Annotated in this window: 23 protein-coding genes and 1 pseudogene; 12 read left to right on the top strand and 12 right to left on the bottom strand. The window is 53.1% G+C overall.

From position 1 onward, the window contains the following. Positions 1–92 precede the first annotated feature (92 nt). On the bottom strand, positions 93–314 hold the full coding sequence (locus Q1A69_RS18050) for a hypothetical protein (protein ID WP_299588630.1): 222 nt from the start codon (positions 312–314) through the stop codon (positions 93–95). A gap of 326 nt (positions 315–640) precedes the next feature. Here Q1A69_RS18050 and Q1A69_RS18045 point away from each other — a divergent pair. Beyond that, positions 641–1,714, top strand: a pseudogene (locus Q1A69_RS18045) (integron integrase). Positions 1,715–1,798: 84 nt separating this feature from the next. Here the strand turns inward: Q1A69_RS18045 and aroC are convergent. Together aroC and prmB are read right to left on the bottom strand one after the other, a co-directional pair. Then, positions 1,799–2,875, bottom strand: coding sequence for a chorismate synthase (gene aroC, locus Q1A69_RS18040; protein ID WP_299588626.1), 1,077 nt, complete (start codon positions 2,873–2,875; stop codon positions 1,799–1,801). 177 nt (positions 2,876–3,052) lie between these two features. Continuing rightward, entirely contained in the window at positions 3,053–3,976 is a 924-nt protein-coding gene (gene prmB / locus Q1A69_RS18035) for a 50S ribosomal protein L3 N(5)-glutamine methyltransferase (protein ID WP_299588623.1), read from the bottom strand. A 118-nt stretch (positions 3,977–4,094) separates the two neighbouring features. Between prmB and folE the strand changes: the two genes are divergently transcribed. Together folE and Q1A69_RS18025 are read left to right on the top strand one after the other, a co-directional pair. Beyond that, the gene (gene folE / locus Q1A69_RS18030; protein ID WP_299588620.1) at positions 4,095–4,634 is read left to right on the top strand and encodes a GTP cyclohydrolase I FolE; all 540 of its coding nucleotides are present in this window, start codon (positions 4,095–4,097) and stop codon (positions 4,632–4,634) included. Between the two features lie 65 nt (positions 4,635–4,699). Then, positions 4,700–5,044 (top strand): 5-carboxymethyl-2-hydroxymuconate Delta-isomerase, encoded by a 345-nt coding sequence (locus Q1A69_RS18025; RefSeq protein WP_299588616.1) that lies wholly within the window; start codon positions 4,700–4,702, stop codon positions 5,042–5,044. Positions 5,045–5,060: 16 nt separating this feature from the next. On the opposite strand, the gene Q1A69_RS18020 is transcribed toward Q1A69_RS18025, so the two are convergent. Beyond that, on the bottom strand, positions 5,061–5,930 hold the full coding sequence (locus Q1A69_RS18020) for an alpha/beta hydrolase (RefSeq protein ID WP_299588613.1): 870 nt from the start codon (positions 5,928–5,930) through the stop codon (positions 5,061–5,063). Here Q1A69_RS18020 and Q1A69_RS18015 point away from each other — a divergent pair. Further along, positions 5,929–6,069, top strand: coding sequence for a hypothetical protein (locus tag Q1A69_RS18015; protein ID WP_299588609.1), 141 nt, complete (start codon positions 5,929–5,931; stop codon positions 6,067–6,069). The genes Q1A69_RS18020 and Q1A69_RS18015 overlap by 2 nt on opposite strands. Here Q1A69_RS18015 and sixA read toward each other — a convergent pair whose 3' ends face one another. From sixA to Q1A69_RS17985, 6 genes are all read right to left on the bottom strand, one after another. Continuing rightward, positions 6,070–6,528, bottom strand: coding sequence for a phosphohistidine phosphatase SixA (gene sixA / locus Q1A69_RS18010; RefSeq protein ID WP_299588605.1), 459 nt, complete (start codon positions 6,526–6,528; stop codon positions 6,070–6,072). It abuts the gene before it with no gap. Positions 6,529–6,560: 32 nt separating this feature from the next. Then, positions 6,561–7,100 carry a DUF4389 domain-containing protein gene (locus tag Q1A69_RS18005; RefSeq protein WP_299588602.1) on the bottom strand — a complete coding sequence of 180 codons (540 nt, stop codon included), beginning with the start codon at positions 7,098–7,100 and terminating at the stop codon, positions 6,561–6,563. Between the two features lie 12 nt (positions 7,101–7,112). Next, positions 7,113–8,144, bottom strand: coding sequence for an NAD(P)H-dependent glycerol-3-phosphate dehydrogenase (locus Q1A69_RS18000; protein ID WP_299588600.1), 1,032 nt, complete (start codon positions 8,142–8,144; stop codon positions 7,113–7,115). A gap of 260 nt (positions 8,145–8,404) precedes the next feature. Further along, positions 8,405–10,321, bottom strand: a complete 1,917-nt coding sequence (gene htpG / locus Q1A69_RS17995; RefSeq protein WP_299588598.1) for a molecular chaperone HtpG — start codon at positions 10,319–10,321, stop codon at positions 8,405–8,407. Between the two features lie 240 nt (positions 10,322–10,561). Continuing rightward, the gene (locus Q1A69_RS17990; RefSeq protein ID WP_299588597.1) at positions 10,562–11,779 is read right to left on the bottom strand and encodes a serine hydrolase domain-containing protein; all 1,218 of its coding nucleotides are present in this window, start codon (positions 11,777–11,779) and stop codon (positions 10,562–10,564) included. 238 nt (positions 11,780–12,017) lie between these two features. Further along, complete coding sequence (locus Q1A69_RS17985; RefSeq protein ID WP_299588594.1) at positions 12,018–12,620, bottom strand: peroxiredoxin C; 603 nt, start codon at positions 12,618–12,620, stop codon at positions 12,018–12,020. Positions 12,621–12,954: 334 nt separating this feature from the next. Between Q1A69_RS17985 and Q1A69_RS17980 the strand changes: the two genes are divergently transcribed. The 3 genes from Q1A69_RS17980 (at position 12,955) to bfr (ending at position 15,447) form a co-directional block, all read left to right on the top strand. Beyond that, on the top strand, positions 12,955–13,167 hold the full coding sequence (locus Q1A69_RS17980; RefSeq protein ID WP_299588590.1) for a bacterioferritin-associated ferredoxin: 213 nt from the start codon (positions 12,955–12,957) through the stop codon (positions 13,165–13,167). A gap of 175 nt (positions 13,168–13,342) precedes the next feature. Beyond that, on the top strand, positions 13,343–14,668 hold the full coding sequence (locus tag Q1A69_RS17975) for a DUF2254 domain-containing protein (protein WP_299588587.1): 1,326 nt from the start codon (positions 13,343–13,345) through the stop codon (positions 14,666–14,668). Positions 14,669–14,967: 299 nt separating this feature from the next. Beyond that, positions 14,968–15,447, top strand: a complete 480-nt coding sequence (gene bfr, locus Q1A69_RS17970; protein ID WP_299588583.1) for a bacterioferritin — start codon at positions 14,968–14,970, stop codon at positions 15,445–15,447. A 103-nt stretch (positions 15,448–15,550) separates the two neighbouring features. Here the strand turns inward: bfr and grxD are convergent, their stop codons facing one another. After that, positions 15,551–15,877 carry a Grx4 family monothiol glutaredoxin gene (gene grxD, locus Q1A69_RS17965; RefSeq protein WP_299588579.1) on the bottom strand — a complete coding sequence of 109 codons (327 nt, stop codon included), beginning with the start codon at positions 15,875–15,877 and terminating at the stop codon, positions 15,551–15,553. A 341-nt stretch (positions 15,878–16,218) separates the two neighbouring features. Here grxD and Q1A69_RS17960 point away from each other — a divergent pair, with 341 nt between their 5' ends. The 5 genes from Q1A69_RS17960 (at position 16,219) to Q1A69_RS17940 (ending at position 24,602) form a co-directional block, all read left to right on the top strand. Further along, entirely contained in the window at positions 16,219–17,385 is a 1,167-nt protein-coding gene (locus Q1A69_RS17960; RefSeq protein WP_299588633.1) for an aspartate aminotransferase family protein, read from the top strand. Between the two features lie 24 nt (positions 17,386–17,409). Then, positions 17,410–18,324: an ornithine carbamoyltransferase gene (gene argF, locus Q1A69_RS17955; protein ID WP_299588576.1), complete on the top strand. Its 915-nt coding sequence runs from the start codon at positions 17,410–17,412 to the stop codon at positions 18,322–18,324. Between the two features lie 901 nt (positions 18,325–19,225). Beyond that, the gene (locus tag Q1A69_RS17950) at positions 19,226–22,168 is read left to right on the top strand and encodes a ribonucleoside-diphosphate reductase subunit alpha (RefSeq protein ID WP_299588573.1); all 2,943 of its coding nucleotides are present in this window, start codon (positions 19,226–19,228) and stop codon (positions 22,166–22,168) included. A 452-nt stretch (positions 22,169–22,620) separates the two neighbouring features. Next, complete coding sequence (locus Q1A69_RS17945) at positions 22,621–23,877, top strand: ribonucleotide-diphosphate reductase subunit beta (protein ID WP_299588570.1); 1,257 nt, start codon at positions 22,621–22,623, stop codon at positions 23,875–23,877. A 338-nt stretch (positions 23,878–24,215) separates the two neighbouring features. Further along, complete coding sequence (locus tag Q1A69_RS17940; RefSeq protein ID WP_299588568.1) at positions 24,216–24,602, top strand: DUF2750 domain-containing protein; 387 nt, start codon at positions 24,216–24,218, stop codon at positions 24,600–24,602. 211 nt (positions 24,603–24,813) lie between these two features. Here the strand turns inward: Q1A69_RS17940 and Q1A69_RS17935 are convergent, their stop codons facing one another. Next, complete coding sequence (locus Q1A69_RS17935; protein ID WP_299588565.1) at positions 24,814–25,344, bottom strand: redoxin domain-containing protein; 531 nt, start codon at positions 25,342–25,344, stop codon at positions 24,814–24,816. Between the last annotated feature and the right edge of the window lie 376 nt (positions 25,345–25,720).

The following is a 25,720-nucleotide window of genomic DNA, read 5'->3' as shown; positions in this document are numbered from 1 at the left end:
CCAAAGCTTTACGGCAGTTCTGCGTTTTTCTTCCTGTGCGGAAGCGGGTAATTTTCTTGCATCAATAATATCCATTTAGATATTATATAGAACTATAGGATCGCCGGGTTAATAACACTACCATCCATAACTTTTTGAATAGCCTCTTCCCACTCTTTCTGAACTGCTGGGTCAGCTGATCCACCATCGCTAAGTAGTGACATGCTACCGAGTAAGCCGCCAACATCGTCAGACTTTGTTGCTTGGTAGTACTCATCTAGAAATGCGTACATCGCCAAGAAAGCCTGTTCTTTTGTTAGTTTAGAATCGCTCATTTTATCTCTGACACATAACAGTGTATTCAAAAGCAGCTGCATTATATCACCCTGCAACCTATCCCAAGATTAAAAATTCACCAAAGCAGGAAAAATATACAAATCAAGGAGTTAGCTATCGCTGACATAGAAATACTCTAGTGGATATATTGCAACTGCATCATATCTTGATATTTTGTTGCTTTTAATCACAGATGTAAATCCTTCAGAATCAATGATTTAACGCTCATGCTACCGTGGATATGAGCAGCTGCTTTTAATCTTCGATATTGACAATACAGAAAAACAGCAAATACTGTATATAAAAACAGCGCAAAGAAAGCGTCATGGATGATATACGCCCTAAGCTACCTACTAAGCCAGAACGTTTTATGGATATTTTGCGTCAGCATATTCGCAAACAAGGACTATCGTACCGAACGGAGCAAACTTACACGCATTGGATAAAACGATTTATTCATTTTAATCGATTGAAACACCCTGCAGGCATGGGCTCGGCTGAGGTTGAGGCGTTCCTTACCCACCTCACTGTTCAGGGACTTTGCGCATCCAATACACAAAGAGCGGCCTTGAACGCTATTGCCTATCTCTACAAGCAGTTCTTAGGTAAGGAAATCCCAGACTTGAATTTTAAACTTGCCAAGAAGCAACGGCGGCTGCCTATTGTTTATAGTCGTGAGGAAGTGGCCGCGGTTCTTAGTCATTTACAGGGCGTCTTCAGATTACAGATTGAGCTGATGTATGGCTCAGGACTTCGTAGTGCCGAACTATTATCTCTCCGAATAAAAGATTTGGATTTTGGTAGCAACAATATTTTTGTGCGCGGCGGAAAAGGAAATAAGGGTCGAACTACTCTTCTTCCGAAGGGAATAATCCAAGATCTACAACGTCAAGTAAAGTATGTATCTCTTCTTCATCAACAAGATTTACTGGCCGGCTACGGTTTGGTTTTCCTACCGGATGCACTCGATCGAAAATGCCCAAATGCTGCCAAACAACTCGCTTGGTAATACCTGTTTCCTGCTAACACTATCAGTAAATGCCCTCGATCAGGTATCTACCGAAGGCACCATATGCACTCGTCCACATTAACGCGCCAAGTAAATACCGCTGTGGGTAAGGCAGGAATCAACAAACCAGCACGCTGCCATGCATTCCGGCATAGCTTTGCCACACACTTACTTGAAGCCGAGTACGATCTACGCACTATTCAGGAGCTACTTGGGCATTCGGATGTCAGCACTACGGAAATTTATACGCATGTAGTGCATCGAGGTGATAAGGGAGTTTTAAGCCCCTCTGACCGCCTTCGCGGCCAGCATATAATTGAGGAGAGCCAACCCAAATATATAGCTGGCTTTACCAGGCTGGAAAAACTGAGTATGCGCTCTTTGCGATAACTTAGAATTTTTTCAGATTAAGGGCTTGGCGAGCCTCCGAACTCCTGAGGAATTTCTGAACAGCTACCTTATCCGCCCCCCATTTTATCCTGGTGTTACATCTCCATTCTGGCCTCGGTGACGCAGGACGTGGTCGATGAGGACCAGGGCCATCATGGCTTCGGCGATGGGTGTCGCACGAATACCGACACAGGGATCGTGGCGACCTTTGGTGACCACCTCGATAGCATTGCCGGAACGATCAACACTGCGGCCGGGGATACGCAGGCTAGAGGTGGGCTTCAGAGCGATATGGGCAACAATATCCTGGCCACTGGAAATACCGCCGAGAATGCCACCGGCATTGTTGGAAAGGAAACCTTCTCCCGGAGTGATTTCATCGCGGTGTTCGGTGCCCTTCTGCGCTACGCTGTCAAAACCGGCTCCAATTTCCACTCCCTTTACCGCGTTGATACTCATCAGTCCGTGGGCCAGATCTGCATCTAGGCGATCGAAAATCGGTTCACCCAGACCAGCGGGCACTGCGCGGGCATGAACTGAAATACGGGCACCGATGGAGTTACCCTCCTTAATCAGTTCCTGCATATAGGCTTCCATTTCAGGCACTCGCTCGGCATCTGGGCAGAAGAAGGGGTTCCTCTCCACTTGATCCCAGTCCAGTTTTTGCACCTTAATCGGCCCCAACTGAGAGAGATAGCCGCGCACCTCAATCCCGTATTTCTGTTTTAACCATTTTTTCGCAATAGCTCCAGCAGCAACACGCATTGCGGTTTCTCGCGCGGACGAGCGGCCGCCACCGCGATAGTCGCGGATACCGTATTTTTGCCAATAGGTATAATCGGCATGCGCCGGGCGGACCTGTTCGGCGATATTGCCGTAATCCTTAGAGCGCTGGTCAGTATTTTCAATCACTAAACCGATAGGCGTGCCGGTGGTTTTCCCCTCGAAGACGCCGGACAGAATTTTTACCTGGTCCGGTTCACGGCGCTGAGTAGTATAACGAGAGGTGCCAGGTTTGCGACGATCCAGCTCCACCTGGAGCTCCTCTTCACTAATCTCCAGCCCCGGGGGGCATCCATCGACGATACAGCCCAAAGCTGGGCCATGGCTCTCGCCAAAAGTTGTGACGCAAAACAGCTTGCCAAAGGTGTTGCCCGACATATGCGACTTTCCCAGATAATAGTTGGTGGATTTGCAGCGGTTGGCTTCGCGGAAAGCCGCGCATTATAAAGGATCTGCTTGCAGCGCGCGCCAGGTAGGGCAAAAAGCACAATCGCTACTTGCAAGTGGCTTTAACTGTGAATCCGACAATACTATTTGCCGGATTCACAAAAGAAATTACTCTTTTTCGAAGTGAGCTTGGTAAGCGAGCAGCTCTTCGCGGCTGATCACGAACACTCCGTGCCCGCCATCCTCAAACTCCGGCCACATAAACGGCACTTCTGGGAACGCCTCCTCCAAAGCTTCCCAGCTATTGCCCACCTCGCAGACCAGTAAGCCTTCCGGCTGCAGGTGATTGGCCGCCTCGAGTAACAAGCGGCGGGTAAAGTCGAGGCCGTCCTCTCCAGAACCCAGCGCTATCTCCGGCTCCGCTTGGTATTCATCTGGCATCTCCGCCAAATCGCGCGCGTCCACATAAGGTGGATTGCACACAATCAGTTCATAGCTGAAGCCCTTCAAGCCACTGAAAAGATCGGATTGCACTGCGCGCACACGTTCGTTGAGGTCGTGGCGATTGATATTGATCTGGGCAACTTCGATAGCGCCCGCAGAAATATCACTCAGATCCACCCTTGCACCGGGAAATGCTTCGGCACAGGCAATACCGATACAGCCACTTCCACAGCACAGATCGAGAATTGCCAGCGGCTCCACATTGAGCCAGGGTTCAAAATTGTGGCGGATCATTTCCCCGATAGGCGAGCGCGGCACCAGCACCCGCTCATCCACGTAAAATGTCATATCACAAAAATGCGCTTCATGAGTGAGATAAGCCGCCGGTGCGCGCTCATTAAAACGGCGCTCAAGCAGTGTGAGCACGTCTCGGCGCTCCTCCATGGTCAAGCGCGCGTGTAATATTTCCGGCTTGCTGTAGGGCGGCAAATGCAACGCATGGGTTACCAGTAATACCGCCTCATCCCAGGCATTGTCGGTGCCGTGGCCATACCAGAGGCCAACCTCGCTGAAACGACTAGCGCCCCAGCGGATATAGTCCAAAACCGTGGTCAGCTCGTGCAGGCTGGATTCACGCCTTTCTATCATTGAAACTATCCTTAAGTGCTATGGATCTCATTAGGGTCCGCGCGGATCTTTACTCTCGGGTTACAAACGCTTAGGGTAGCGCACCCGCCCCTCGGGCTGAGATGTTGGAAAGAGCAGCATGAACGAACACTACGCACGAATTATTGAAGCAATCGGCGAGGATCTGCAACGCCCCGGACTCAAAGATACCCCGGAGCGTGCAGCCAAGGCCATGCAATACCTGACCCGCGGCTATAAGCAATCCCTAGAAGAGGTAGTTGGCGATGCGCTCTTCCCCACCGATTGCAGCGAAATGGTGCTGGTTAAGGATATCGAACTCTACTCCCTGTGCGAGCATCACCTGCTGCCATTTATCGGCCGCGCTCATATAGCCTATATTCCCAATGGCAAGGTTGTCGGCCTTTCCAAGGTGGCGCGTATTGTCGATATGTTCGCGCGCCGCTTGCAAATCCAGGAGCAGCTCACTGTAGAGATTGCCCAAACCCTGCAAGATGTCACCGGTGCCGCCGATGTCGGCGTTATTATCGAGGCCAAGCATATGTGCATGATGATGCGCGGTGTAGAAAAGCAGAACTCCGTGATGAAGACCTCGGCCATGCTGGGCACCTTCCGCAGCAACCAGGCTACTCGCAACGAATTCCTTTCCCTGATTCGCTAGTAACAAGATCCGCTCAACAGCACGGTGCGGCCTCTGGGCCGCCTAGTTTCACAGAGTGAATTGCCATGCCCCACCTAGTCATCGAATACGCAAAAAACCTGGAAGATAGAATTTCTGTTGCCGCTCTGGTTAGCTCGGCACAAGAGGCAATGCACAGCTCCGGGCTGTTCGCCTCACACACTATCAAAACCCGCGCTAAAGCCTACGACCAGTTTATCGCTGGGGAACATGGCGACAGCTTTATTCACGCGGAAATCCGCTTACTGGCAGGTCGCGGCGCTAAGGAGCGGGAAACGCTGAGTTCAGCAGTGTTTAATTGCCTGTGCCAATTTGCCGATGGCGTACCGGCAGTCTCTGTGGAAGTGCGTGAGATGGATCCCAGCTGCTACTCCAAAAGAGTGCCTTTCTAGGGGGTACTAGCAGGCCCTAGGCGACGTCACCACGCAGAAAGGGGCCGAACCACTCGGCGATGCCTTCGGCGCCCTCTTCCATGTGCAAATGATGGCTGCCGGGCATTTCCCGCGCCTCGATATTTTTATAGCCCGCCAATACCGGGCGCAGCCGTTCGATCATATTGGCAATCCCCCCTTCCGCCAGCACCAGGCGTACCGGCATACTCAGGCGAGACAGGAAAGCGCGCACCTGAGCCTCATTGAGTTTGGCGGTAGACGCAGCCATCAGGCGCGGGTCATTACTCCAGGTATAACCACCCTCCAGCGGAAGGGTGCCGCGCTCTGCTAGAGCGCGCGCCGCCCGCTCCGATAATGGGAACATACCGTTCTTGCGCGCCTCTACCGCCGCCACAAAAGTAGGGTAAATTTTTGCTCTGCGCTGGCTGTAGCGCACGCGCTGGGCGATAGCCTTAGCGAGATTATCCGGCGCCTCGGCATCCTTCGCCGCCGGGGGCACCAGGCCGTCAATCAGGGCTAGGCGCTTGACCCGCTTAGGGAAAGTTCCGGCGGTGATCACACTGGCAATCGCTCCGCGAGAGTGGGCGAGCAAAGAAAAGTTGTGCCAGCCCAAGGCCTCGGAAATACCGATAATATCCTCAGCCTCTTCCCAGATGTTGTAGTTGGCATGGGGAGAGCGGTGATAGCTGCGCCCATGGCCGGCCATATCCACTGCCACCAAATTAATGCCGTTAAGCAATGGCGCCAGGCGATCAAAGCTGGCGCAATTGTCCAACCAGCCGTGCAGAGCCAGCACTGGCTCACCGTCCCCCTCGCCCCACTGCCTCGCGGCAATAGTCTTGCTGTCAAACTCCAGACTGATTTCGCGGGGGGCGATTTGCATCATGCGCGCTGATTCCATAAAAAACGTTGGGGAACAGATGGTGCAAGTCCAGGGGGTAACGGGCAATGACACTAAGCGCCACCGCGGTGGGGATTTGAGAGCAAAAACCGAGCCGGCGGTGACTACAAGCAGCGCAGACTGACTACTCGGCGTGCTGTAACCACTTCAGCTCGGCACAACTGTTGGCCCACACCTCTGACTGGACACAGGCGAGGCTGGAAGTGCCCATAGAATGCTGGTTTCCACTACCACACAAACCATTGAGCAAACTGCCAACCAGCGGCTGGTGGCTCACTAATAAAATGGGGAGATTATCGGGCCCCTGCTCTTGCAAAAGGTCGAGCAGCTGCTGAGGATCGCTATCACCAATTAATAGGGACTCTGTGATCACAGGCAGCCCCAAGTGCGCGGAGACAATATCCGCTGTTTGCTGAGTACGTACAAACGGACTCGCCCAAATAGCGCCTACCGAGGACAACTCCTGTGCGCGCTTTTTACATACCTGCGCCACCTGCCGACGCCCTCGCTCCGTGAGCGCGCGTGCGGCATCATTAATAGCCATGGGCTCGGCCTTGCCATGGCGCAGGATAAACAATTGCATCAATTTGCCCTCGGCAAGAGATTCTCAGTCCATTAATACTTATCGCCGCGTTCGCCGGATTCGCCGGATTCGCCCTGCTCGTCGGATGAAGTGCGAGAGGATTTATCGGCACTCTCCTCCACCAACTCAGGTTTGTCATTCCGTTCAACGGTATCGCTGCCGAGAATAATCGCATCCTCAGCCTCTTCCTCTTTGGGGCCGCTTTTTTTCTCGACTGAATCATCGTTACCAGTGGCGACCACTTCCACAGGAACCTCTTCCGCGCCCTCATAGCGAGACAGATCATCCTCCACATCCGACTCGGGCCACTCGGCAAAGGGGAAGGGTTTTTCCTCGGAGTTGTAAATTAAAAACTGCACAGCCTGGTAGATATAGGAAGCCAGCTGGTCGCCGAAGCGGCGCAAGTTATCATTGGGGTTGCCGGCAATGATTGAAAACAAAAACTGCAACACCACTACTGCCAGCAGCAACCAACCGGCTATCTGCAGACAGATGCCGAACAGCACCATATAAATCAGCCGCATCCACTGATTCCCGGAAGTCAGGTTGCGTTTTAAATCATCATTTTTCATAGGAGGCTTCCATCAAGGCTTGGCCGAGTAGGCCACATCAAAGGTTTGTGCGCCCGACATTAAATTGCGAATTACCTCAGGAATCGGCCGCTCTTCAAATAATATGGCGTGAATCGCGGAAACCAAGGGCATGTACACGCCCATTTCATCCGCTTTCTTTTTAATGAGACGTACCGTGTTAACCCCTTCGGCAACCTGACCGATTTCTGCGACAGCTCGATCCAGCGGCTTACCTTTACCCACCAGGTAGCCCACGCGGTAATTGCGGCTCAGATCGGAGGAGCAGGTCAGAATTAAATCTCCAACCCCGGCGAGGCCGATGAAGGTCATAGGATCGGCCCCCATCGCTTCGGCAAACCGCATCATCTCCGCGAGTGAACGGGTGATCAACAGGCTGATGGTGTTCTGCCCGCGATCCAAAGCCGCCGCCATACCCGTGATAATCGCATAAATATTTTTCAGGGCGCCGGCCAGCTCTACACCAAATACATCGTTACTGGAGTAAACCCGGAAGGTCTCAGAGTGCAGGGCGACCTGGATATCCTTGCACAGGGCCTCATCCTCACTCGCAACCACCGTAGCAGTGTAATGACCCGCAACCACCTCTTTGGCAAAGTTCGGCCCACTCAATACCCCCACGCGCATTCCCGTAGTCTCTTCACGCAGGATATCGCTCATCAGATGAAAACTATCGTGTTCAATCCCCTTGGTGGTAGAGATCAGCATAGTGCCGGGTTTCAGCAGGGGAGCCACCCGGCGAACCACCTCGCGGAAGGATTTACTGGGGATAGCGACAAATATAATGTTGCAACCTTGCACCGCTTCCTGCAGGTCGCTACTGATACAAAGCTCGGGATGTAGAGCCACTCCGGGCAAATACTTGCTGTTTTCGCGGTTTTCCCTACAAGCTTCCGCACTCTCCGAATCTCGCATCCACTGACGGGTGTCGTGGCCATTGCTCGCCACAATGTTGGCAATGGCCGTACCGAAACTACCGCCGCCCAATACGGCTATGGAGAAGGGATTGGAAGTTTCCTTTTGCATATTGATACCGATAAAGCTTCTCGAGGGCTGGATTATAGAGGTATGACCCCCTCAGCCCAAAGGGTTCAAGTTGCGGTAATTTGCACGCAACTTTGCAAAATAATACGGAAAAAACAGAAAACGGCCCACTGCCACTATCAACCGAACCGGAAAGCCGGCGGGTCGATACAGCAGGGGCCGCACATCAGAAGCACGCTTGCCCCGCAGGGTTTTAGCGCACAGGGCTCACAGGGTGAGCCCGCGAAGTTTCAATGAATTCCCTAGTCGTGCATTTCCAGTAACAGGGTATTCAAGCGACGCACATAGTCAGCCGGGTCTAGCAGCTGATTACCCGCGGCCAGATTGGCCTGATCCATCAAGATATTAGTGAGATCGGCAAAGCGATCTTCATCCTGCTCCTGATCCAGGCGCTGCACCAGCGGGTGCGATGGGTTGAGTTCAAAAATTGGCTTAGCCTCCGGCACAGCCTGACCGGCCTGCTCGAGAATACGGCGCATCTGCGGCCCCATATCCTGCTCGCTCACCACCAGGCACGCCGGTGAATCCACCAAACGAGTTGTAGCGCGCACGGATTCAACGCGGCCGTCGAGCACGGTCTGTACCCGCTCAACCAAGGCACCGGACTCCTTCTCAACCTTTTCGCGCTCAGCCTTGTCCTCATCACTTTCGGCTTCGCCCAAGTCCAGCGCACCCTTGGCCACATCCTGGAAGGGCTTGCCGTCAAACTCGTTCATATGGCCGACAAACCACTCATCCACCTGATCGGTTAGCAGCAGGACCTCGATCCCCTTCTTGCGGAAAACTTCCAGATAAGGGCTGGACTTGGCTGTGGCGAAGTTATCAGCGCACACATAGTAGATCGCCTTCTGGCCATCTTTCATACGTCCCACGTAATCTTCCAGGGACTGGTCCTGCTTGTCGGTATCGGCATGCGTGGTAGCGAAACGCAGCAGTTTGGCGACCTTCTCTTTATTGGAGAAGTCCTCTGCCGGCCCCTCTTTCAGCACATTGCCGAACAGATCCCAGAATTTCTGGTACTCATCGCCATCCTTTTTCGCCAGCTTATCGAGCATATCCAGCACACGCTTAGTCAGAGCGTTTTTGATTGCATCGGTATTGCGGTCTTTCTGCAGGATTTCGCGAGAAACGTTCAGCGGCAGATCATTGGAATCCAGTACGCCCTTCACAAAGCGCAGGTACAGCGGCAGGAATTGCTCTGCGTCGTCCATGATAAAGGTGCGCTGCACATACAGCTTGAGGCCGCGGGCGGCATCGCGCTGGTACAGGTCGAACGGTGCGCGGGCGGGAATATACAGCAGGCTGGTGTAATCCTGCTTGCCTTCCACACGATTGTGGCTCCAGATAAGCGGATCATCGAAATCGTGAGAAATATGCTTGTAGAACTCCTTGTACTCCTCGGCCTTCAGCTCGGAGCGCGGGCGGGTCCACAGGGCCTGGGCAGCGTTGACCGCTTCAAATTCAGGCGCTTTCTCTTCTTTCTGCTCCTCACCCTCAGCAGCGGGCACTTCCTCTTTCAGCATCTGCACCGGGATGGCGATATGATCGGAGTACTTCTTGATAATAGAGCGCAGGCGCCAGCCATCGGCAAATTCTTTCGCGTCTTCTTTCAGGTGCAGCACCACACGGGTACCGCGCTGGGGCACGTCAGTAGTTTCCACGGAATATTCCGCTTCCCCATGACACTCCCAGTGTACGCCCTGATCGGCTTCGAGGCCGGCGCGACGGGTAAATACATCGACTTTGTCAGCGACAATAAAGGCGGAGTAGAAACCCACACCAAACTGGCCGATCAGATGTGCGTCTTTCTTCTGGTCGCCGGACAGTTGCTGCATAAACGCAGAGGTGCCCGAGCGGGCGATGGTGCCGAGGTTTTCGATCACCTCATCGCGGCTCATACCAATACCGTTATCGGCAATGGTCAGGGTGCCCGCGTCTTTGTCAAACTCAATACGAATGCGCAGATCCGTATCATCACCAAATAATTCAGGGCTGGACAGCGCCTCAAAGCGCAGCTTATCGGCAGCATCGGAGGCATTGGATACCAGCTCGCGCAGGAAAATCTCCTTGTTGGAGTAGAGCGAGTGGATCATCAGGTGCAGCAGTTGCTTGGCTTCTGTCTGGAACCCGCGGCTCTCTTTGTGGGCCTCAACGGTCATCTTAGGTCTCCCATACACGTCAATCGGAACAGGGAGCAGATATTGGGACCCGCTGGCGGGTTTCAAGGGCGGAGTGAAAATGGAGCGGTATTCAGGCTAGCCTGAAATATGTCTTAGCACGCTCTAGCGCTGAGCCGCACGCAACCCAACGTCGGCTCATCAGGGCTGTGCAGGCCATCAAACGATCGCGGTACAGAGTGGAACCCGCCTGAGAACCCTTTCGGGCGGGCCATAGATATGTCAGCGTTTTCCGCTTGAGCGCTTGCTGCTGGCTTTGAGCGTACCGGTATTGCCCTTACCGGTAATATCGATCACAAAGTTGGCGGTAAGATCAGAAATCACACGGGATTCCGCATTCATTAGGATTGCGATTCCAATCTTCAGCTTCTCCGAGTAGGCCACCGCCGCGCGAAATCCCGCTACCCAACCACCGTGATAGATAATACGGTCATCTCCGATGGTGTAGAGCCGCCAGCCCAGACCGTAACCCGCATGGGATAGATAATCCCGCCAGATGCGATGGCGCATATGGCGCTGGGTGGATACCCGTTCGGTGGTCATATCCTCAATCACCGCGGGAGACAGCACTTTGGGGTAGTAACCCATCTGCGCTTTCAACCATTGGGCCATATCGGAGATGCTGGCATTGACACCCGCCGCCGGAGCGGCGAAGTAATACTCTTTCTCAACCTTCACCGGACGCCAGCCGCTGCCAGTCTGCACGTGGGGTGCGGCGCGGTTGTCCGAGGCCATAAAGCTCTCCCACCCCACCGAAGCATTCTGCATTTTCAGCGGCACAAAAATACGTGTCTTAAGCTGCCGGGCAAACGTCACCCCGGTAGCCCCGAAAATCACATCCTCAATCAGGCTGAACAGCACATTCTGATAGCCATAGCACTTTCCAGGGCTGCAGCGCGGATCGATGTTAGCGAACTTCGGCAATATCTTACTGAGAGGTTTATTGTCCTCAAGATAATTGTCGTAAGCGTTGGGGGTCAGGCCCGAGGAGTGGCTGAGTAAGTGCTCCACCTGCAGCTGACGCGATAGAGACGGTGTCTTGAAACTGAGGTCCGGCACATAGTTGACGACCTTGTCATCCCAGCCGAATTGGTTTTCATGCTCCAGCATGGTGGCCATACTCGCGGCAAAGGTCTTGGAGACCGAGGCCAGGCGAAACACCGTATCGAGATCCACCTTGCCCTTCTTACCGCGTATGCGCACGCCATAGGTGTCCATAGCGACCACCCGGTTGCCATCGACAATGACATAGGCACCGCCAGGGATCGACTTACTGGCCATCATCTGGCGGAAGTAGCGATCAAACGCCTTGGCCCTGGCGTCAATGTTGACCGCTCGCGCAGGCAACGCCAGGCTGCACAAAAGCAGCAGTGAAAGAATAATACGCGCCATCCCGGCACGTGGGTGATAGACAATATTTGAGAGAATTGCAGGTCTCATAAGCAAATCGAGCCGCCATAGCAATCCGGTACTTGCAGATAAGACTAGCAGTCGGCGGGCAAAAACTCTATTTAGGCGCCACTCAGGACTGACTGCTGAATTCTAGTCGCTTACCACAGTCACTGTGCGAACCCCCGTGCCACCTGCCCAAATCTGCGCATTGGCCCTCATTAAAACGAAAAAACCGCCTTTCGGCGGTTTTTTCTGCTTGGGAACTGAGCCCCAACAGCGCTCGAGCTTACAGCTTTTCAGCGTTCTCGCTCAGGTAAGCCGCTACACCCTCTGGAGAAGCGTTCATGCCTTTGTCGCCTTCTTGCCAGCCGGCCGGGCAAACTTCACCGTGCTCCTGGTGGAATGCCAGGGCGTCAACCATGCGCAGCATCTCGTCAACGTTACGGCCCAGCGGCAGGTCATTGACTACCTGGTGGCGCACGTTGCCTTCTTCGTCGATCAGGAAGGAGCCGCGGAAAGCAACACCAGCGTCGGCTTCAACGTCGTACGCCTGGCAGATTTCGTGCTTAACATCAGCAACCAGGGTGTACTTAACCGGGCCGATACCGCCGTCGTTCACGGGAGTGTTACGCCAGGCGTTGTGAGAGAACTGCGAGTCGATGGAAACACCGATTACCTCAACACCGCGCTTTTCGAACTCGGCAAAGCGATGGTCGAAAGCGATCAGCTCAGAAGGACATACGAAGGTGAAGTCCAGCGGGTAGAAGAAAACTACCGCTTTCTTACCTTCGATTGCTTTTTTCAGGTTGAAAGTATCGACGATTTCGCCGTTACCCAATACCGCTGCAGCGGTGAAATCTGGAGCCGGCTTGCCTACTAGTACTGCCATGAAAACCTCCTCAATCCAATGATGGGTTGTTGATAAAGAGAGTGAAGTGTTCAATTTATATGCAACAGCTATAAATTGAATGGGAATTGATAGTGGGCCGCTATGATACACATCCACTTATTACAGGCCCATAAATTTTTTAAATCGGCCTGATAGCAGAAAAGCTATACGTGAACCAAGCCACAAAATAGGAAAAGGCTTCAACGAAAAGCATAAAAAAAGAACATAAAGGTCGATTTTCAATCATTCCGGAATCTTATTGACACTCATTCTCAATTGCAATAGGATTTACATCAGTCTACTATTGAACATAAATCGACCAGAGCCCACGACGATGTATGTATGTATCTGTAAAGGTATTACCGACCGCCAAATCAAAGAGGCTGTCTACGATGGCTCCACTTCGGTGAAGGCCTTGAGACGTCAGCTGGGTGTCTCCTCCCAGTGCGGTCGCTGTGCCGAGCAGACCAAGGAAATCATCGACGAAACCATGGGCGCAGGGGTGATTACCGCCGCCACCAGCGGGCTGTTTTACTCTGCGAGCTAACCCTATCTATAACGGCCGCCTGCCAGTGGAATTCAGCGGCGGCCGCGGCCACTCCCGAACTTCCCCCTAAACCGCCCCCTCTGGGCCCGGCTTAATAGTCCTCTCCCTTCACGACTCTATGATGCGCATATTGGATGCTCTAAGCTGAGAGCACATTTATGGCTCAGATTGGAACATGAAGAAGCACCTACTGCACCTCTACGAAAAACTTCGCACCAGCTTTTGGAGCGTGCCGCTAGTCATGATCCTATCATCGCTGCTTCTCGCTTATTTGATGCGCCAGCTGGATGCCATATTGAGCGCACTGCCATTATTCGAGACCGGCCGTATCGCTACTCTGGATTGGTTGCATATGCGCGATACCAATAGCGCACGCGCCCTACTCTCCGTGATTGCGGGTTCAACCATTACCGTTGCCGGCACAGTGTTCTCGATCACCGTAGTTGCCCTGACGCTCGCCTCCAATCAGTTCGGTCCCCACCTGGTAAGAAACTTTATCCGCGACCGCAGTACCCAGGGCTCTCTCGGGATCTTTCTTTCCACCTATGTCTATGCGCTGGTCACCATGCGCGGCATCGAGGGCACAGCAGAAGGTGCAAACAGTTATGGTTTTGCCATTCAAGTTGCGCTGCTGCTCACTTTGATCAGCGTCGGCTATCTCGTTTATTTTATCCACAATGTGGCGCAATCCATCCAGGTGGATAACATCGCCCACCAGATCAACCTGGAATTTCACCAGGCAATTGATCGCGAATACCCGAGTTCTGCAGAATCTTCCGGCGAACACTTTGATACCGAGCGTCTGGAACTGGGCGCGGGCTCGACGAAAGTCCCCACCCCTCGCGGTGGTTATGTCCAGATTATTGACCGGGAAAAAATTATTGCGGTTGCCGAAAAATATAACTGCTGTGTGCGGATTAACTGCCACCCCGGCTCCTATGTGCACGGCTGGAGCCAGATCGGCAAAATTTACCAAGGTGGCAACCCGCAAGCGATCATTCCACAAGTGCAGGCGGCTCTGCAGATTGGTGCGCTGCCGACAGCAGAGCAGGATGTTGTTTTTTCCATGCGCCAACTCTCACAAATCGCCGTGCGTGCATTGTCTCCCGGAATTAACGATCCCTATACAGCGTATTCTTGTGTAGACCGTCTCATTGAAGGGCTGGGTACGGTACTGCAAAGGCCGGAACCCCCAAACTGCTATACCGGCTCTGCCGGAAACTTACGACTGGTAAGCTGTAAACTGGAATTCGCCCAATTGCTCGATGCCTCGCTCGATGAAATCGTTGAATCCGGCCGCGCTAATGGCGTATTTATACGCCACCTCCTCAATGCACTGAAACATCTCGCCGAGGTTTGCCAACGGGAAAAGGATAAAGTCGCACTATTTAACTACCTCGAACGGCTGGCCGACGACATTAAAACTTTTATTAAAAGTGAAACTGATTCAATTCAAATTCGGGAAATAATATCCGATATTCAAAAAAATCTGACAGGCTAACCCCACAACCTAAACAAGAATCATTTTCGTTGCTATTTTCGGCCGAATTCGTGTTAAAAACCTTGTTTTTTCTGCATTCCGCAGGTAGCAACTTCCCCTTGACTTGCCGCAAATCGCAACGCAAACTCGGCCCGGATTGCAGTTGCCACCCTAAAATAAATTGTGGGAAAACGGTCAGCCGCAGACTTAAGTGACTAACACAATTTAGTGACTTTTTATTGCTACTTATTTCAAGTAATCAACAAATAGGAATTCTCTGAGGGTGTTATCCAGCTCGCAGGGCCACAGGAGCACAAGCTATGAAAGGCGATCCCAAGGTTATCGAACATTTAAATAAAGTATTGGGCAATGAGCTGGTAGCGATCAACCAGTATTTCCTGCATGCGCGCATGTACGACAACTGGGGGCTAAAAGAGCTAGGTAAACAGGAATACCACGAATCCATCGATGAAATGAAACACGCCGACTGGCTCATCGAGCGCATCCTGTTCCTCGAAGGCATTCCCAACCTGCAGCATCTGGGCAAATTGATGATCGGTGAAAACACCGAGGAAATGCTCAAGTGCGACTTGAAGATTGAATCCAAAGCGATTCCCGATCTGCGCGATGCCATCGCTTACTGTGAATCCGTTCGCGATTACGGCAGCCGCGAGTTACTGGAAAAAATCCTCGACTCAGAAGAAGAGCATGTCGACTGGCTGGAAACCCAACTGGAGCTGATCGATAAAGTGGGCATCCAGAATTACTTGCAATCCCAGATGGAAAAAGCGACCGGCTGAGTTTCAGCCGTATTTCCGACATAAAAAAACCGCGGTTAAAGCCGCGGTTTTTTTATGTATCCGGCAATCCCTGCCACCGGAGTCACATCAGCGGATGAGTGAGTTATTCATCACCCTCAGCAGAGGCCTCTTCAACCAGGGTTTTCAGCTCACCATTTTCATACATTTCCATAATGATGTCGCAACCGCCGACCAGCTCCCCTTTCACCCACAACTGGGGGAAGGTTGGCCAGTTGGCATACTTGGGTAATTCAGCGCGAATATCTGGATTAGCCAGGATATCCACATAGGCAAAGCGCTTGCCGCAGGCCATCATCGCCTGGGAGGCGCGCATGGAAAAGCCGCACTGGGGGGCGTTAGGGCTACCTTTCATGTAGAGCAGGACGGCGTTGTCGGCGATCTGCTGTTTGATGTTCTCCAGTGTATCCATAAGCGTGAGAAACCTCAGGTGGTGGAAGCAAAAGTAATTAACGTGTATCGCATCGGCACCCAGCCATTGCGCACGGCCGCTCATTGTACCCTAGCGCAAGGGGGAATAAGTACCCGACTCCCCGCACATCTCAAAAATAAGCGCCACCACAGTCATCAAATGCCACCCTCTAAAGAGAAAATCAACAGATAGCACACACGCCATAGCGGCTGTGTTAGCATTAGCTAAACAGGATATCTTGCAGATTAAAACCAAACAAACAAAATTATCTGCGGAAAATTACACTTTCGATAAGCAACCAAAAGAGAAAAGGAGGCGCCGAAGTGCCCACCCCCACACTGATGCACAACTATGGCGAAAGAACCTTGACCCTGGTACGCGGAGAAGGGAATTACGTGTGGGACGACCGGGGTCGACGATATCTGGATGCCATCTCCGGTATTGCTGTATGTGGTCTGGGGCACTGCCACCCAAAAGTTACTGAAGCGCTGCATGAACAAGCCGCAACCCTGCTGCACGTTTCCAACCTGTACAACATCCCACCCCAGCAGCAACTGGCCGATCGGCTTGCGTATCTGTCCGGCATGGACAATGTATTTTTCTCCAACTCTGGCGCTGAGGCCAACGAGGCCGCCATCAAACTAGCGCGCAAACTCGGCAATGAACGCGGACTGGCAACACCACAGATTGTGGTGATGGAAGGCGCTTTTCACGGGCGAACCCTGGCCACCCTCACAGCGACCGGCAATGAAAAAGTACAACGGGGTTTCGCCCCACTGCCTGAGGGCTTTTTGCGGGTGCCGTTCAATGATGTGGAAGCCATTGAACGGTTGGCGGAGCAGCACAGCGATATCGTCGCCATACTGGTGGAGCCGATTCAGGGCGAGGGCGGTGTGCGCATTCCCGCTAGGGACTACCTGATAAAACTGCGTGCACTTTGCGATCAGCGAAACTGGCTGTTAATGCTTGACGAAATTCAGACTGGCAACGGCCGTAGTGGCAAAATGTTTGCCTACCAGCATATGGGCATCGTGCCGGATGTCCTCACCACCGCCAAAGGTCTCGGCAATGGCGTCCCGATCGGCGCCTGCCTCGCCCGCGGCAAGGCGGCACAGCTATTCACGGCAGGCAGCCACGGCTCGACTTTCGGCGGCAACCCCCTCGCTTGTCGCGCAGGTCTTGCTGTACTGGACACCCTGCAGGGCGAGTGGTTGATCGAACGTGCGGAAAAAATGGGCGCACAGCTGCTGCAGTCCCTGCAGATTCGGCTTGGCAATTGCCCCGCAGTTGTGGACATCCGCGGATTGGGCCTAATGCTTGGTATCGAACTCAGACGCCCTTGCGGAGAACTGGTAGAGCAAGCGCGGGAACAGGGCTTACTAATCAACGTTACCGCCAACAATGTGCTGCGGCTTCTGCCCCCGCTGACGCTTACCGATAGTGAGTGCCAGCAGCTGGCCGCCGATATAGGCACCCTAATTCAACAATTTACCCTGCAGGCCGTCTGAGGCACCAATCAAGGAGAACAATTTATGGCGACCAGACACTTCCTCACCTTAATGGATCTCTCCGCCGAAGAGTTAACGCACATCATTGAGCGCGCCATCGAATTAAAAACACTGCGTAACCAGGGCATTACCACCGACTTTTTTCGCGGTAAAGTGCTGGGGATGATTTTTGAAAAATCCTCCACCCGCACCCGGGTCTCTTTTGAAGCGGGTATGGCGCAAATGGGTGGCAGCGCCCTGTTTCTCTCACCGCGCGATACCCAGCTAGGGCGCGGTGAACCAATCGAAGATAGTGCGCGGGTCATCTCGCGGATGGTCGATATGGTGATGATTCGCACCTTTGGCCACCAAGTGCTTGAACGCTTCGCTGCGCACTCGCGCGTACCAGTGATCAACGCCCTATCCGACAGTTACCACCCCTGCCAATTGCTCGCCGACATCCAAACCTTCGTAGAGCATCGCGGCAGCCCTGAAGGTAAAGTCGTAGCCTGGGTCGGCGACGGCAACAATATGTGCCATTCCTATATCAATGCGGCCCGGCTGTGCGGCTTCGAGCTGCGTATCGCCAGCCCCCAGGGATATGCGCCCAATGCCGATATTGTCGCCACCGCCAGCGACCGGGTACACGTTGTTCACAATCCAGTGGATGCCGTGCGCGGTGCCGACTGGGTCGCCACCGATGTGTGGGCCTCTATGGGTCAGGAAACGGAACAGCAGGCGCGCACCGCCGCTTTTGACCGTTTCCAGGTGAATCACGAACTGATGAGCCACGCCAATAGTGGGGCGCTGTTCATGCACTGTCTACCGGCCCACCGCGGTGAGGAGGTGAGCGCCGAGCTCCTTGAGGACGAGAGTATTTCTGCGGTCTGGGATGAGGCCGAAAACCGTCTACACGCGCAAAAAGCCCTGATGGAGTTTTTGCAGGAGCACAGCCACTAAACCACCCCCTAGGGGCCACTCCACTAAGGGCCTTTCAACGCCGATCGAAGGCACGCTATTGTTATTTCGGTCGGCTATTTCCCCGCCTCCACATCCCCATTCCGCCAATGAATTTTCAGTTGTGATCCCGCAGGTGTCGCCTAAGCATTTTCCTCAAGCTCACTCCTACACACAATTCAACCACTCACTTCCTTATTTGGCGTATAAACACAGATTCAGGCCAAACCATCAATGTGAACAAATAATAAACAACTGAGCTTTACCATAAAAATCCCGCCACAAAACTGATCATCTTAGTACCAACTTGCTCAAATTACGGCCATTTGCATATGGTTATTGCCGTTGTTAATTTAGAACGCCCTGGCTATTAAAAAAAATTGTAAGAGCTTGTATTCGCTCTACGCCCTCCCAGGCAAATGTCTTGCAGCCCAGCTGTGGCGGGCTCTGCCGCAGAAGTGGCTACTGACTCAATGAGCCTACCCACAATTTATCCACAAACAACCACAAAGTTATTCGCCTTGAACTGACCCGCCTACCGCATTATCTTGTAGCGCACTCGAGGCCGACCCCCTATATATTGGGGTACAGGGTCGAGAGCACCCCCAGATCAAGGGGCGAATCACGGCACTCCGCCAGACTTTTTGGCGGCCGGTGCCAGACGCTGCTTTTTTCAAAGCAGAATCAGAGGTAAGCGGGCGGAAAGGAATTATCCGCCGCAGGCAGCGGCCGGCAGACCTTAACAGAGAGCCGGTATCAAGCCGCCTGTTTCCAGTGCCTCCACGGTGTGGGGAGAATCACTGGCCAAGCGATGGACCCGCTCCGCACATGCCACGCAGTTCAGTGGCGCTGTTCTGGTGAACACACGCGGACAGACAACAATACAAACCTTTCGGAGATTTACATGCACACAGAGACAGGGCGCTCTCAAGCCGTGCCTGCGGAAAAATCGGGCACCTCTAGCGACCAGGCTACTGACGGCACCACTCTGGCCGCCACCGCACCGGGCCAGATCCGCGTAATCAAGCGCAACGGCACCGTTGTCCCCTATGACGATGGCAAAATTTCCGTCGCCGTCACCAAGGCCTTCCTCGCTGTTGAAGGCGGCACCGCCGCTGCGTCCAGCCGTGTCCACGAGCAGGTCGAGGAGCTGGTCGGCCAGATCAGTGCCACCTTCAAGCGCCGTATGCCCTCTGGCGGCACTATCCATATTGAGGAAATCCAGGACCAGGTGGAACTGGCCCTGATGCGGGCCGGTGAACAAAAGGTTGCTCGCGACTACGTACTCTACCGTGAAGAGCACGCCCGTCTGCGCGCAGAGAAAGGCAGCCAGGCGCCAGCTGAGCAACAGTCCATCAATGCACACCCGAGCATCCGCGTAAAACTCGATGACGACAGCTTGGCGCCTTTGGATATGGAGCGCCTGCGCACCGTGGTCAGCGAAGCCTGTGAGGGCCTCAAGGACGTCAATGCAGACGCTATCCTCAGTGAAGCTCTGAAGAACCTGTACGATGGCGTTTCTGAAAACGACATCAATACTGCTTTGGTTATTACCGCGCGTACTCTGGTTGAGCAAGAGCCCAATTACACCTACGCCACTGCCAGCCTGCTGATCGACAAACTACGCTCCGAAGCTCTGCGCTTCCTCGACGTCGCTGAGCGCGCAACCCAGCATGAAATGGAAAAGCTCTACGCTTCCACCCTGCCCGCATATGTGGAAAAAGGGATTGAACTGGAACTGCTCGATCCGGCACTGGCCACCTTCGACCTGGAAAAACTTGGCCAGGCCCTGAAGGGCGAGCGCGACCACCAGTTTACTTATCTCGGCCTGCAAACCCTGTATGACCGCTACTTCCTGCACAGCGATGACATCCGTTTTGAGCTGCCGCAGATCTTCTTTATGCGTGTCGCCATGGGCCTCAGCATTAACGAAGAAAATAAGAACGAGCGCGCGGTAGACTTCTACAACCTGTTGAGCTCCTTCGATTACATGAGCTCCACGCCCACGCTGTTCAACGCCGGCACCCTGCGCCCGCAGCTGTCCTCTTGCTACCTGACCACCGTACCGGACGATCTACACGGTATTTACGGCGCTATCCGCGACAATGCCATGCTGTCCAAATGGGCCGGTGGCCTCGGCAACGATTGGACCCCGGTGCGCTCTTTGGGCTCCTACATCAAAGGCACCAACGGCAAATCCCAAGGTGTTGTGCCCTTCCTGAAAGTGGCCAACGACACCGCGGTAGCGGTGAACCAGGGCGGCAAGCGCAAGGGCGCAGTCTGCGCCTATCTGGAATCCTGGCACCTGGATATCGAGGAATTCCTCGAGCTGCGCAAGAACACCGGTGACGACCGCCGCCGCACCCACGATATGAACACCGCCAACTGGGTCCCCGACCTGTTTATGAAGCGTGTGTTCGAAGACAAAGAGTGGACCCTCTTCTCCCCGGCAGACTGCCCGGACCTGCACGACCTCTTCGGCAGTGCATTCGAAGAGCGCTACAACCACTACGAACAACAGGCTGCCGAAGGCAAACTGAAGCTGTTCAAGAAAATTCGTGCGCTCGACTTATGGCGCAAGATGCTGGGTATGCTGTTCGAAACCGGCCACCCCTGGATCACCTTTAAAGACAGCTGCAACCTGCGCAGCCCGCAGCAGCACGCCGGTGTGGTACACAGTTCCAACCTGTGCACCGAGATTACCCTCAACACCAAGGCAGACGACGAAATTGCCGTCTGTAACCTGGGCTCTGTCAACCTGGCCCTGCACATCGATGAGAACGGCGAACTCGACCGTACCAAGCTGGCGAACACCGTAAAAACTGCCGTCCGCATGCTCGATAACGTTATCGACATCAACTACTACGCCGTTGAGAGTGCGCGCCAGTCCAACATGCGTCACCGCCCGGTGGGCATGGGCCTGATGGGCTTCCAAGACGCGCTGTACAAAGCCGGCATCGCCTACGCCAGCGACGAAGCGGTAACATTTGCCGATAACACTATGGAAGCCATCAGCTTCGAAGCCATCTCCGCTTCCAGCGACCTGGCGGCTGAGCGCGGCAAGTATCAGACCTACGAAGGCTCTCTGTGGAGTAAAGGTGTCCTGCCCCTGGACTCCATTCAGATCCTGGTAGAACAGCGCGGCCAGCAATTTATCGACCAGGACACCAGTGCCACGCTGGACTGGGACAGCCTGCGTGAGAAGGTCAAAACCCAGGGTATGCGTAACTCCAACGTGATGGCGATCGCCCCCACTGCGACCATTGCCAATATCACCGGAGTTTCCCAGTCGATCGAACCGACTTACCAAAACCTGTATGTGAAATCGAACCTGTCCGGCGAGTTCACCGTAGTAAACCCCTACCTGGTACACGACCTGAAAGATCGCGGCCTATGGGACCAGGTGATGGTCAACGACCTGAAATACTACGAAGGCTCTGTACAGAAAATTGATCGCGTACCGGAAGACCTGAAAGCGAAATACTGCACCGCCTTTGAAGTGGAGCCGCGCTGGATTGTGGACGCCGCCAGCCGTCGCCAGAAATGGATCGACCAGGCCCAGTCCCTGAACCTGTATATCGCCGGCGCCGATGGCAAAAAACTGGACCTGACCTATCGCATGGCCTGGTTCCGCGGTTTGAAAACTACTTATTACCTGCGCGCCCTGGCCGCTACCACCACGGAGAAATCCACGGTAACCAGCGGCACCCTGAATGCGGTAAGCGCACACGGTAGTAATGGCATGGCCGCTGCAACAGCGGCACCTGCCGAACAGGCCACACCGGCCCCAGCAGCAGTGCCGCAAGCCTGCTCCCTGGACGATCCGGACTGTGAAGCCTGTCAATAACCATTTGGCCCCGCCAGGGGCCTGCACTCACTCTCGGGGGAGAGCGTCGTAACCGCACGTGCGGGCATGACCATGCGCAGCGACCCCGGCTCGCCCGGCACACAAAAGCCGGGAGTAATTCACGGGCCGGGGCTCGTTAGCGTTCTTTTCCCAACAGCGTTTTACGTGTTCCGTACAAATACTGCGGAGCACCGAAACCTCGTAAAAAACTTTGCGATTCATCCCACAACTGAGCGATGAACATTCAAAATAAAAGTTGGAAAAGCAAAGTAATAATTGATCTGGCACAGGAATTTTGTGCCCAGGCAGGCTGAAAATACCTGCAGAGATTGACCACTGCCGGAGTAATTCCGACATATCACCCCTGGCTTCGCTCTGCGAACATCACGCCAGGAAGAGTACAGAAATTATTATCGAATTTTCGATAGTGAGACCGATTAAAAGGGCCAACTATGCTGAGCTGGGACGATTTCGAGACAAAGCCCCAACAACCTGAAAATGCCACCAAAGCGCAAGTAGCGCCGGAGAGCCAGACGAAATCCGTACAAGAGCCCAGCGCTTCTTACACAGCGGAAACCACAGCTCCGTCAGCCAGCTCCGCGCCCCAAAATGGCTCCACGGCCGTCGATGCCGCGCGCGCGGCAATCGCCACTATGGATCCCGCTCCCGGCCTAGAAGAATTGGAGATGGGCGCAGCCCGTATTCAGGTGGACGAAAAGCGCATTATCAATTGCCGCGCTGACCTCAATCAATTAGTACCATTTAAATACGATTGGGCTTGGCAAAAATACCTGGATGGCTGTGCGAATCACTGGATGCCCCAGGAAATCAACATGAACAAAGATGTGTCCATGTGGAAAGACCCCAACGGTCTGACCGATGATGAGCGTCGTATCGTCGAATACTCTCTGGGCTATTTCTCCACCGCCGATTCTCTGGTTGCCAACAATCTGGTACTGGCTATCTACCGCCATATCACCAACCCGGAGTGCCGCCAGTACCTGCTGCGCCAGTCTTTTGAAGAAGCTATTCACACCCACGCCTACCAGTACTGCGTAGAATCCCTGGGTATGGATGAGGGCGAAGTCTTCAATATGTACCGCGAAGTACCCGCTGTTGCCAAAAAAGCGGCTTGGAGCCTTTCTCACACCCAGGCCATCGGCGATCCCAACTTCAAGACCGGCACCGTTGAATCTGACCAGGAGCTGCTGCGCAATCTGATCGCCTTCTACGCCGTCACCGAAGGTATCTTCTTCTACTGTGGCTTCAGCCAAATCCTGTCCATGGGCCGTCGCAACAAGATGACCGGCGTGGCGGAGCAGTTCCAGTACATTCTGCGCGACGAGTCCATGCACCTGAACTTTGGCATCGACGTGATCAACCAGATCAAACTGGAAAATCCGCACCTCTGGACCGCAGAGTTCCAGCAGGAAGTAACCCAGATGATCCTGGAGGGTATGGAACTGGAAGTATCCTATGCGCGCGATACCATGCCCCGCGGCGTACTCGGTATGAATGCAAAAATGATGGAGGAATACCTCCAGTTTATCGCCAATCGCCGTCTCAGCCAGCTGGGCCTGAAAGAGCAGTTCCCAGGTGCGCAGAACCCATTCCCATGGATGTCTGAAATCATGGACCTGCGCAAAGAGAAAAATTTCTTTGAAACGCGGGTTATTGAGTACCAAACCGGCGGGGCACTGCAGTGGTAAAAGTGCCTTTCGGTAAGCGAATTACTAAAAAAGGAAAAAAGTAGTCGCTCACAGGAAAAGATGTATTGAAAACGGGCTTAATGCCCGTTTTTTTTAATTTAGAGCACCCAGATTTACTTAACCCGTCCATCGTGGATTTCAGTTCTATAGCGGCCCATGCATCTTATCATTGCTGTGTGCACAGCACTTTAACCGTTTGGACAACATCAGGGATTGGCGCATAATGTCCTGAATAGTCTGGTGTAGCCGCTACATCATCCAGTGCAAAATCATCACCCCTCAATTTGAGCAGGCTTAAATATCCACCTGCCTTTTAACCAGCGAATGTGTATTCACTTATGAACAACCCTGAACTGAGCGAAGGAATTAACCTGAGCTGTGAAGACCGCTACGAATACTTCCTGAGTATGGCCGGAGAAGAAAGGGAGATCTGGATACTCGTTGATACTCAAAATTGCTTCCTGAAAATACATACCGATGAGGATGGTGGCTTTGAATATTTACCAGTATGGCCAAGCTCCGAACTTGCCAAAGCCTATGCCGAGGATACAACTGGACTCATGCCAAAAAGCATTCCCTTGCCACAGTTTCTCAGAAAATGGCTCCCCGGCCTGAAAAGTGATGCTATTGAAATCGGTGTATTCCCCACACCCGATAAAACCGTATGGATTACCGGTACAGAGGAACTGGAAAGTGACCTGCGCGAAGAACTTGCTAATTTCTGAGTGCGCCAATCCCAAGCATATCCACTCTATTGCCCCTAATACAAGACACTAAAAAACGGGCTTGATGCCCGTTTTTCATCGAAAAATAAAACCCCACCGTTAAAAGCCACCAATAATAACCAACACCCCCGCCAGGAAAAATTTTAAAGCCTCTAATCTAGAAGTAAACGCCCTGAACCTATTTAGTAATAGTCGATTTACTGAAATCCGCTTAATAGGTGCCCCGAATCGGATAGTTGTTTTCCGGGTTACGGATGAACTCGATACCGACCAATAAGGTCTGCAAATCGGGCCTGGCGAAAGGCGCATTGGAAATGTCGACAATCTGCAGCCTGCCAGTCTCATTGACTACAAAAATCCCCGGTTCTGCAAAAGGTCTATCGGTTTCCTGAGGAGATCTGGGATGGGAGATATACAGCCCCAACTGCCGCATCTGCTCTATAGACAAGTCATAGCCGATTGGAAAGTCTGGCTTGATCTCTTTCATATGCTGCTGTGCTTTATTCAAACCATCCGCAGATACGGCAACGACATGAACACCCTCCTTGTGATATCTCGGCAACAACGTATTCAATACTCGCAAATATTTGGTACAGAGCGGACAATGCTTGCCACGATAAACCACCACCATTTGCCATGGGTAATTTTCCTCCACCCTGCCTAGCTGAATTTTTCCACCCCCGAGCATTGCTACATTGATGGCGGGAAAATCTACATCAGCCGATAACTTGAGATTGTGCATCGCATTTCCCCTTGAGACTATAGGTTGAAACGATTGATTATAGCTTGACTGCTAAGGTTAAAATTTCGGGCCCTAAGTATAGGAAACACATGAAGCAAATTATCAACGCATTACTATATATTACATTGGCGGGCTATCTGGCTGGTTGCAACTCGAAATCCATGATGGTAATACATCTAAAATCCAGACACCGACACTTCAATTTCTGCCGGCGCTGAAGGGGGATTATCTTAAGGTAAGCTCAAAAAACATCGGGCGTCCCTTTCACATCTATATCCGTCTCCCTGAAGGCTACGAGACTATTAACCCGGCGGACAAATAGTTCTGTTATGCTGCATATTTAATCGATTCATGCCGGAAGTAGGATGCTACACGC

It is taken from the genome of uncultured Microbulbifer sp., from assembly GCF_947498635.1.
GTDB classification, from domain to species: Bacteria; Pseudomonadota; Gammaproteobacteria; order Pseudomonadales; family Cellvibrionaceae; genus Microbulbifer; species Microbulbifer echini.
The sequence above is the reverse complement of the archived record's forward strand: the minus strand, read 5'-3'. Positions and strand labels throughout refer to the sequence as shown.

Bases quoted from the DNA above. Each gene is read 5' to 3' on its own strand.
- Q1A69_RS18050 (WP_299588630.1), bottom strand. From the start codon at position 314: ATGAGCGATTCTAAACTAACAAAAGAACAGGCTTTCTTGGCGATGTAC.
- aroC (WP_299588626.1), bottom strand. From the start codon at position 2,875: ATGTCGGGCAACACCTTTGGCAAGCTGTTTTGCGTCACAACTTTTGGC.
- prmB (WP_299588623.1), bottom strand. From the start codon at position 3,976: ATGATAGAAAGGCGTGAATCCAGCCTGCACGAGCTGACCACGGTTTTG.
- folE (WP_299588620.1), top strand. From the start codon at position 4,095: ATGAACGAACACTACGCACGAATTATTGAAGCAATCGGCGAGGATCTG.
- Q1A69_RS18025 (WP_299588616.1), top strand. From the start codon at position 4,700: ATGCCCCACCTAGTCATCGAATACGCAAAAAACCTGGAAGATAGAATT.
- Q1A69_RS18015 (WP_299588609.1), top strand. From the start codon at position 5,929: ATGCGCGCTGATTCCATAAAAAACGTTGGGGAACAGATGGTGCAAGTC.
- Q1A69_RS18020 (WP_299588613.1), bottom strand. From the start codon at position 5,930: ATGATGCAAATCGCCCCCCGCGAAATCAGTCTGGAGTTTGACAGCAAG.
- sixA (WP_299588605.1), bottom strand. From the start codon at position 6,528: ATGCAATTGTTTATCCTGCGCCATGGCAAGGCCGAGCCCATGGCTATT.
- Q1A69_RS18005 (WP_299588602.1), bottom strand. From the start codon at position 7,100: ATGAAAAATGATGATTTAAAACGCAACCTGACTTCCGGGAATCAGTGG.
- Q1A69_RS18000 (WP_299588600.1), bottom strand. From the start codon at position 8,144: ATGCAAAAGGAAACTTCCAATCCCTTCTCCATAGCCGTATTGGGCGGC.
- htpG (WP_299588598.1), bottom strand. From the start codon at position 10,321: ATGACCGTTGAGGCCCACAAAGAGAGCCGCGGGTTCCAGACAGAAGCC.
- Q1A69_RS17990 (WP_299588597.1), bottom strand. From the start codon at position 11,779: ATGAGACCTGCAATTCTCTCAAATATTGTCTATCACCCACGTGCCGGG.
- Q1A69_RS17985 (WP_299588594.1), bottom strand. From the start codon at position 12,620: ATGGCAGTACTAGTAGGCAAGCCGGCTCCAGATTTCACCGCTGCAGCG.
- Q1A69_RS17980 (WP_299588590.1), top strand. From the start codon at position 12,955: ATGTATGTATGTATCTGTAAAGGTATTACCGACCGCCAAATCAAAGAG.
- Q1A69_RS17975 (WP_299588587.1), top strand. From the start codon at position 13,343: ATGAAGAAGCACCTACTGCACCTCTACGAAAAACTTCGCACCAGCTTT.
- bfr (WP_299588583.1), top strand. From the start codon at position 14,968: ATGAAAGGCGATCCCAAGGTTATCGAACATTTAAATAAAGTATTGGGC.
- grxD (WP_299588579.1), bottom strand. From the start codon at position 15,877: ATGGATACACTGGAGAACATCAAACAGCAGATCGCCGACAACGCCGTC.
- Q1A69_RS17960 (WP_299588633.1), top strand. From the start codon at position 16,219: ATGCACAACTATGGCGAAAGAACCTTGACCCTGGTACGCGGAGAAGGG.
- argF (WP_299588576.1), top strand. From the start codon at position 17,410: ATGGCGACCAGACACTTCCTCACCTTAATGGATCTCTCCGCCGAAGAG.
- Q1A69_RS17950 (WP_299588573.1), top strand. From the start codon at position 19,226: ATGCACACAGAGACAGGGCGCTCTCAAGCCGTGCCTGCGGAAAAATCG.
- Q1A69_RS17945 (WP_299588570.1), top strand. From the start codon at position 22,621: ATGCTGAGCTGGGACGATTTCGAGACAAAGCCCCAACAACCTGAAAAT.
- Q1A69_RS17940 (WP_299588568.1), top strand. From the start codon at position 24,216: ATGAACAACCCTGAACTGAGCGAAGGAATTAACCTGAGCTGTGAAGAC.
- Q1A69_RS17935 (WP_299588565.1), bottom strand. From the start codon at position 25,344: ATGCACAATCTCAAGTTATCGGCTGATGTAGATTTTCCCGCCATCAAT.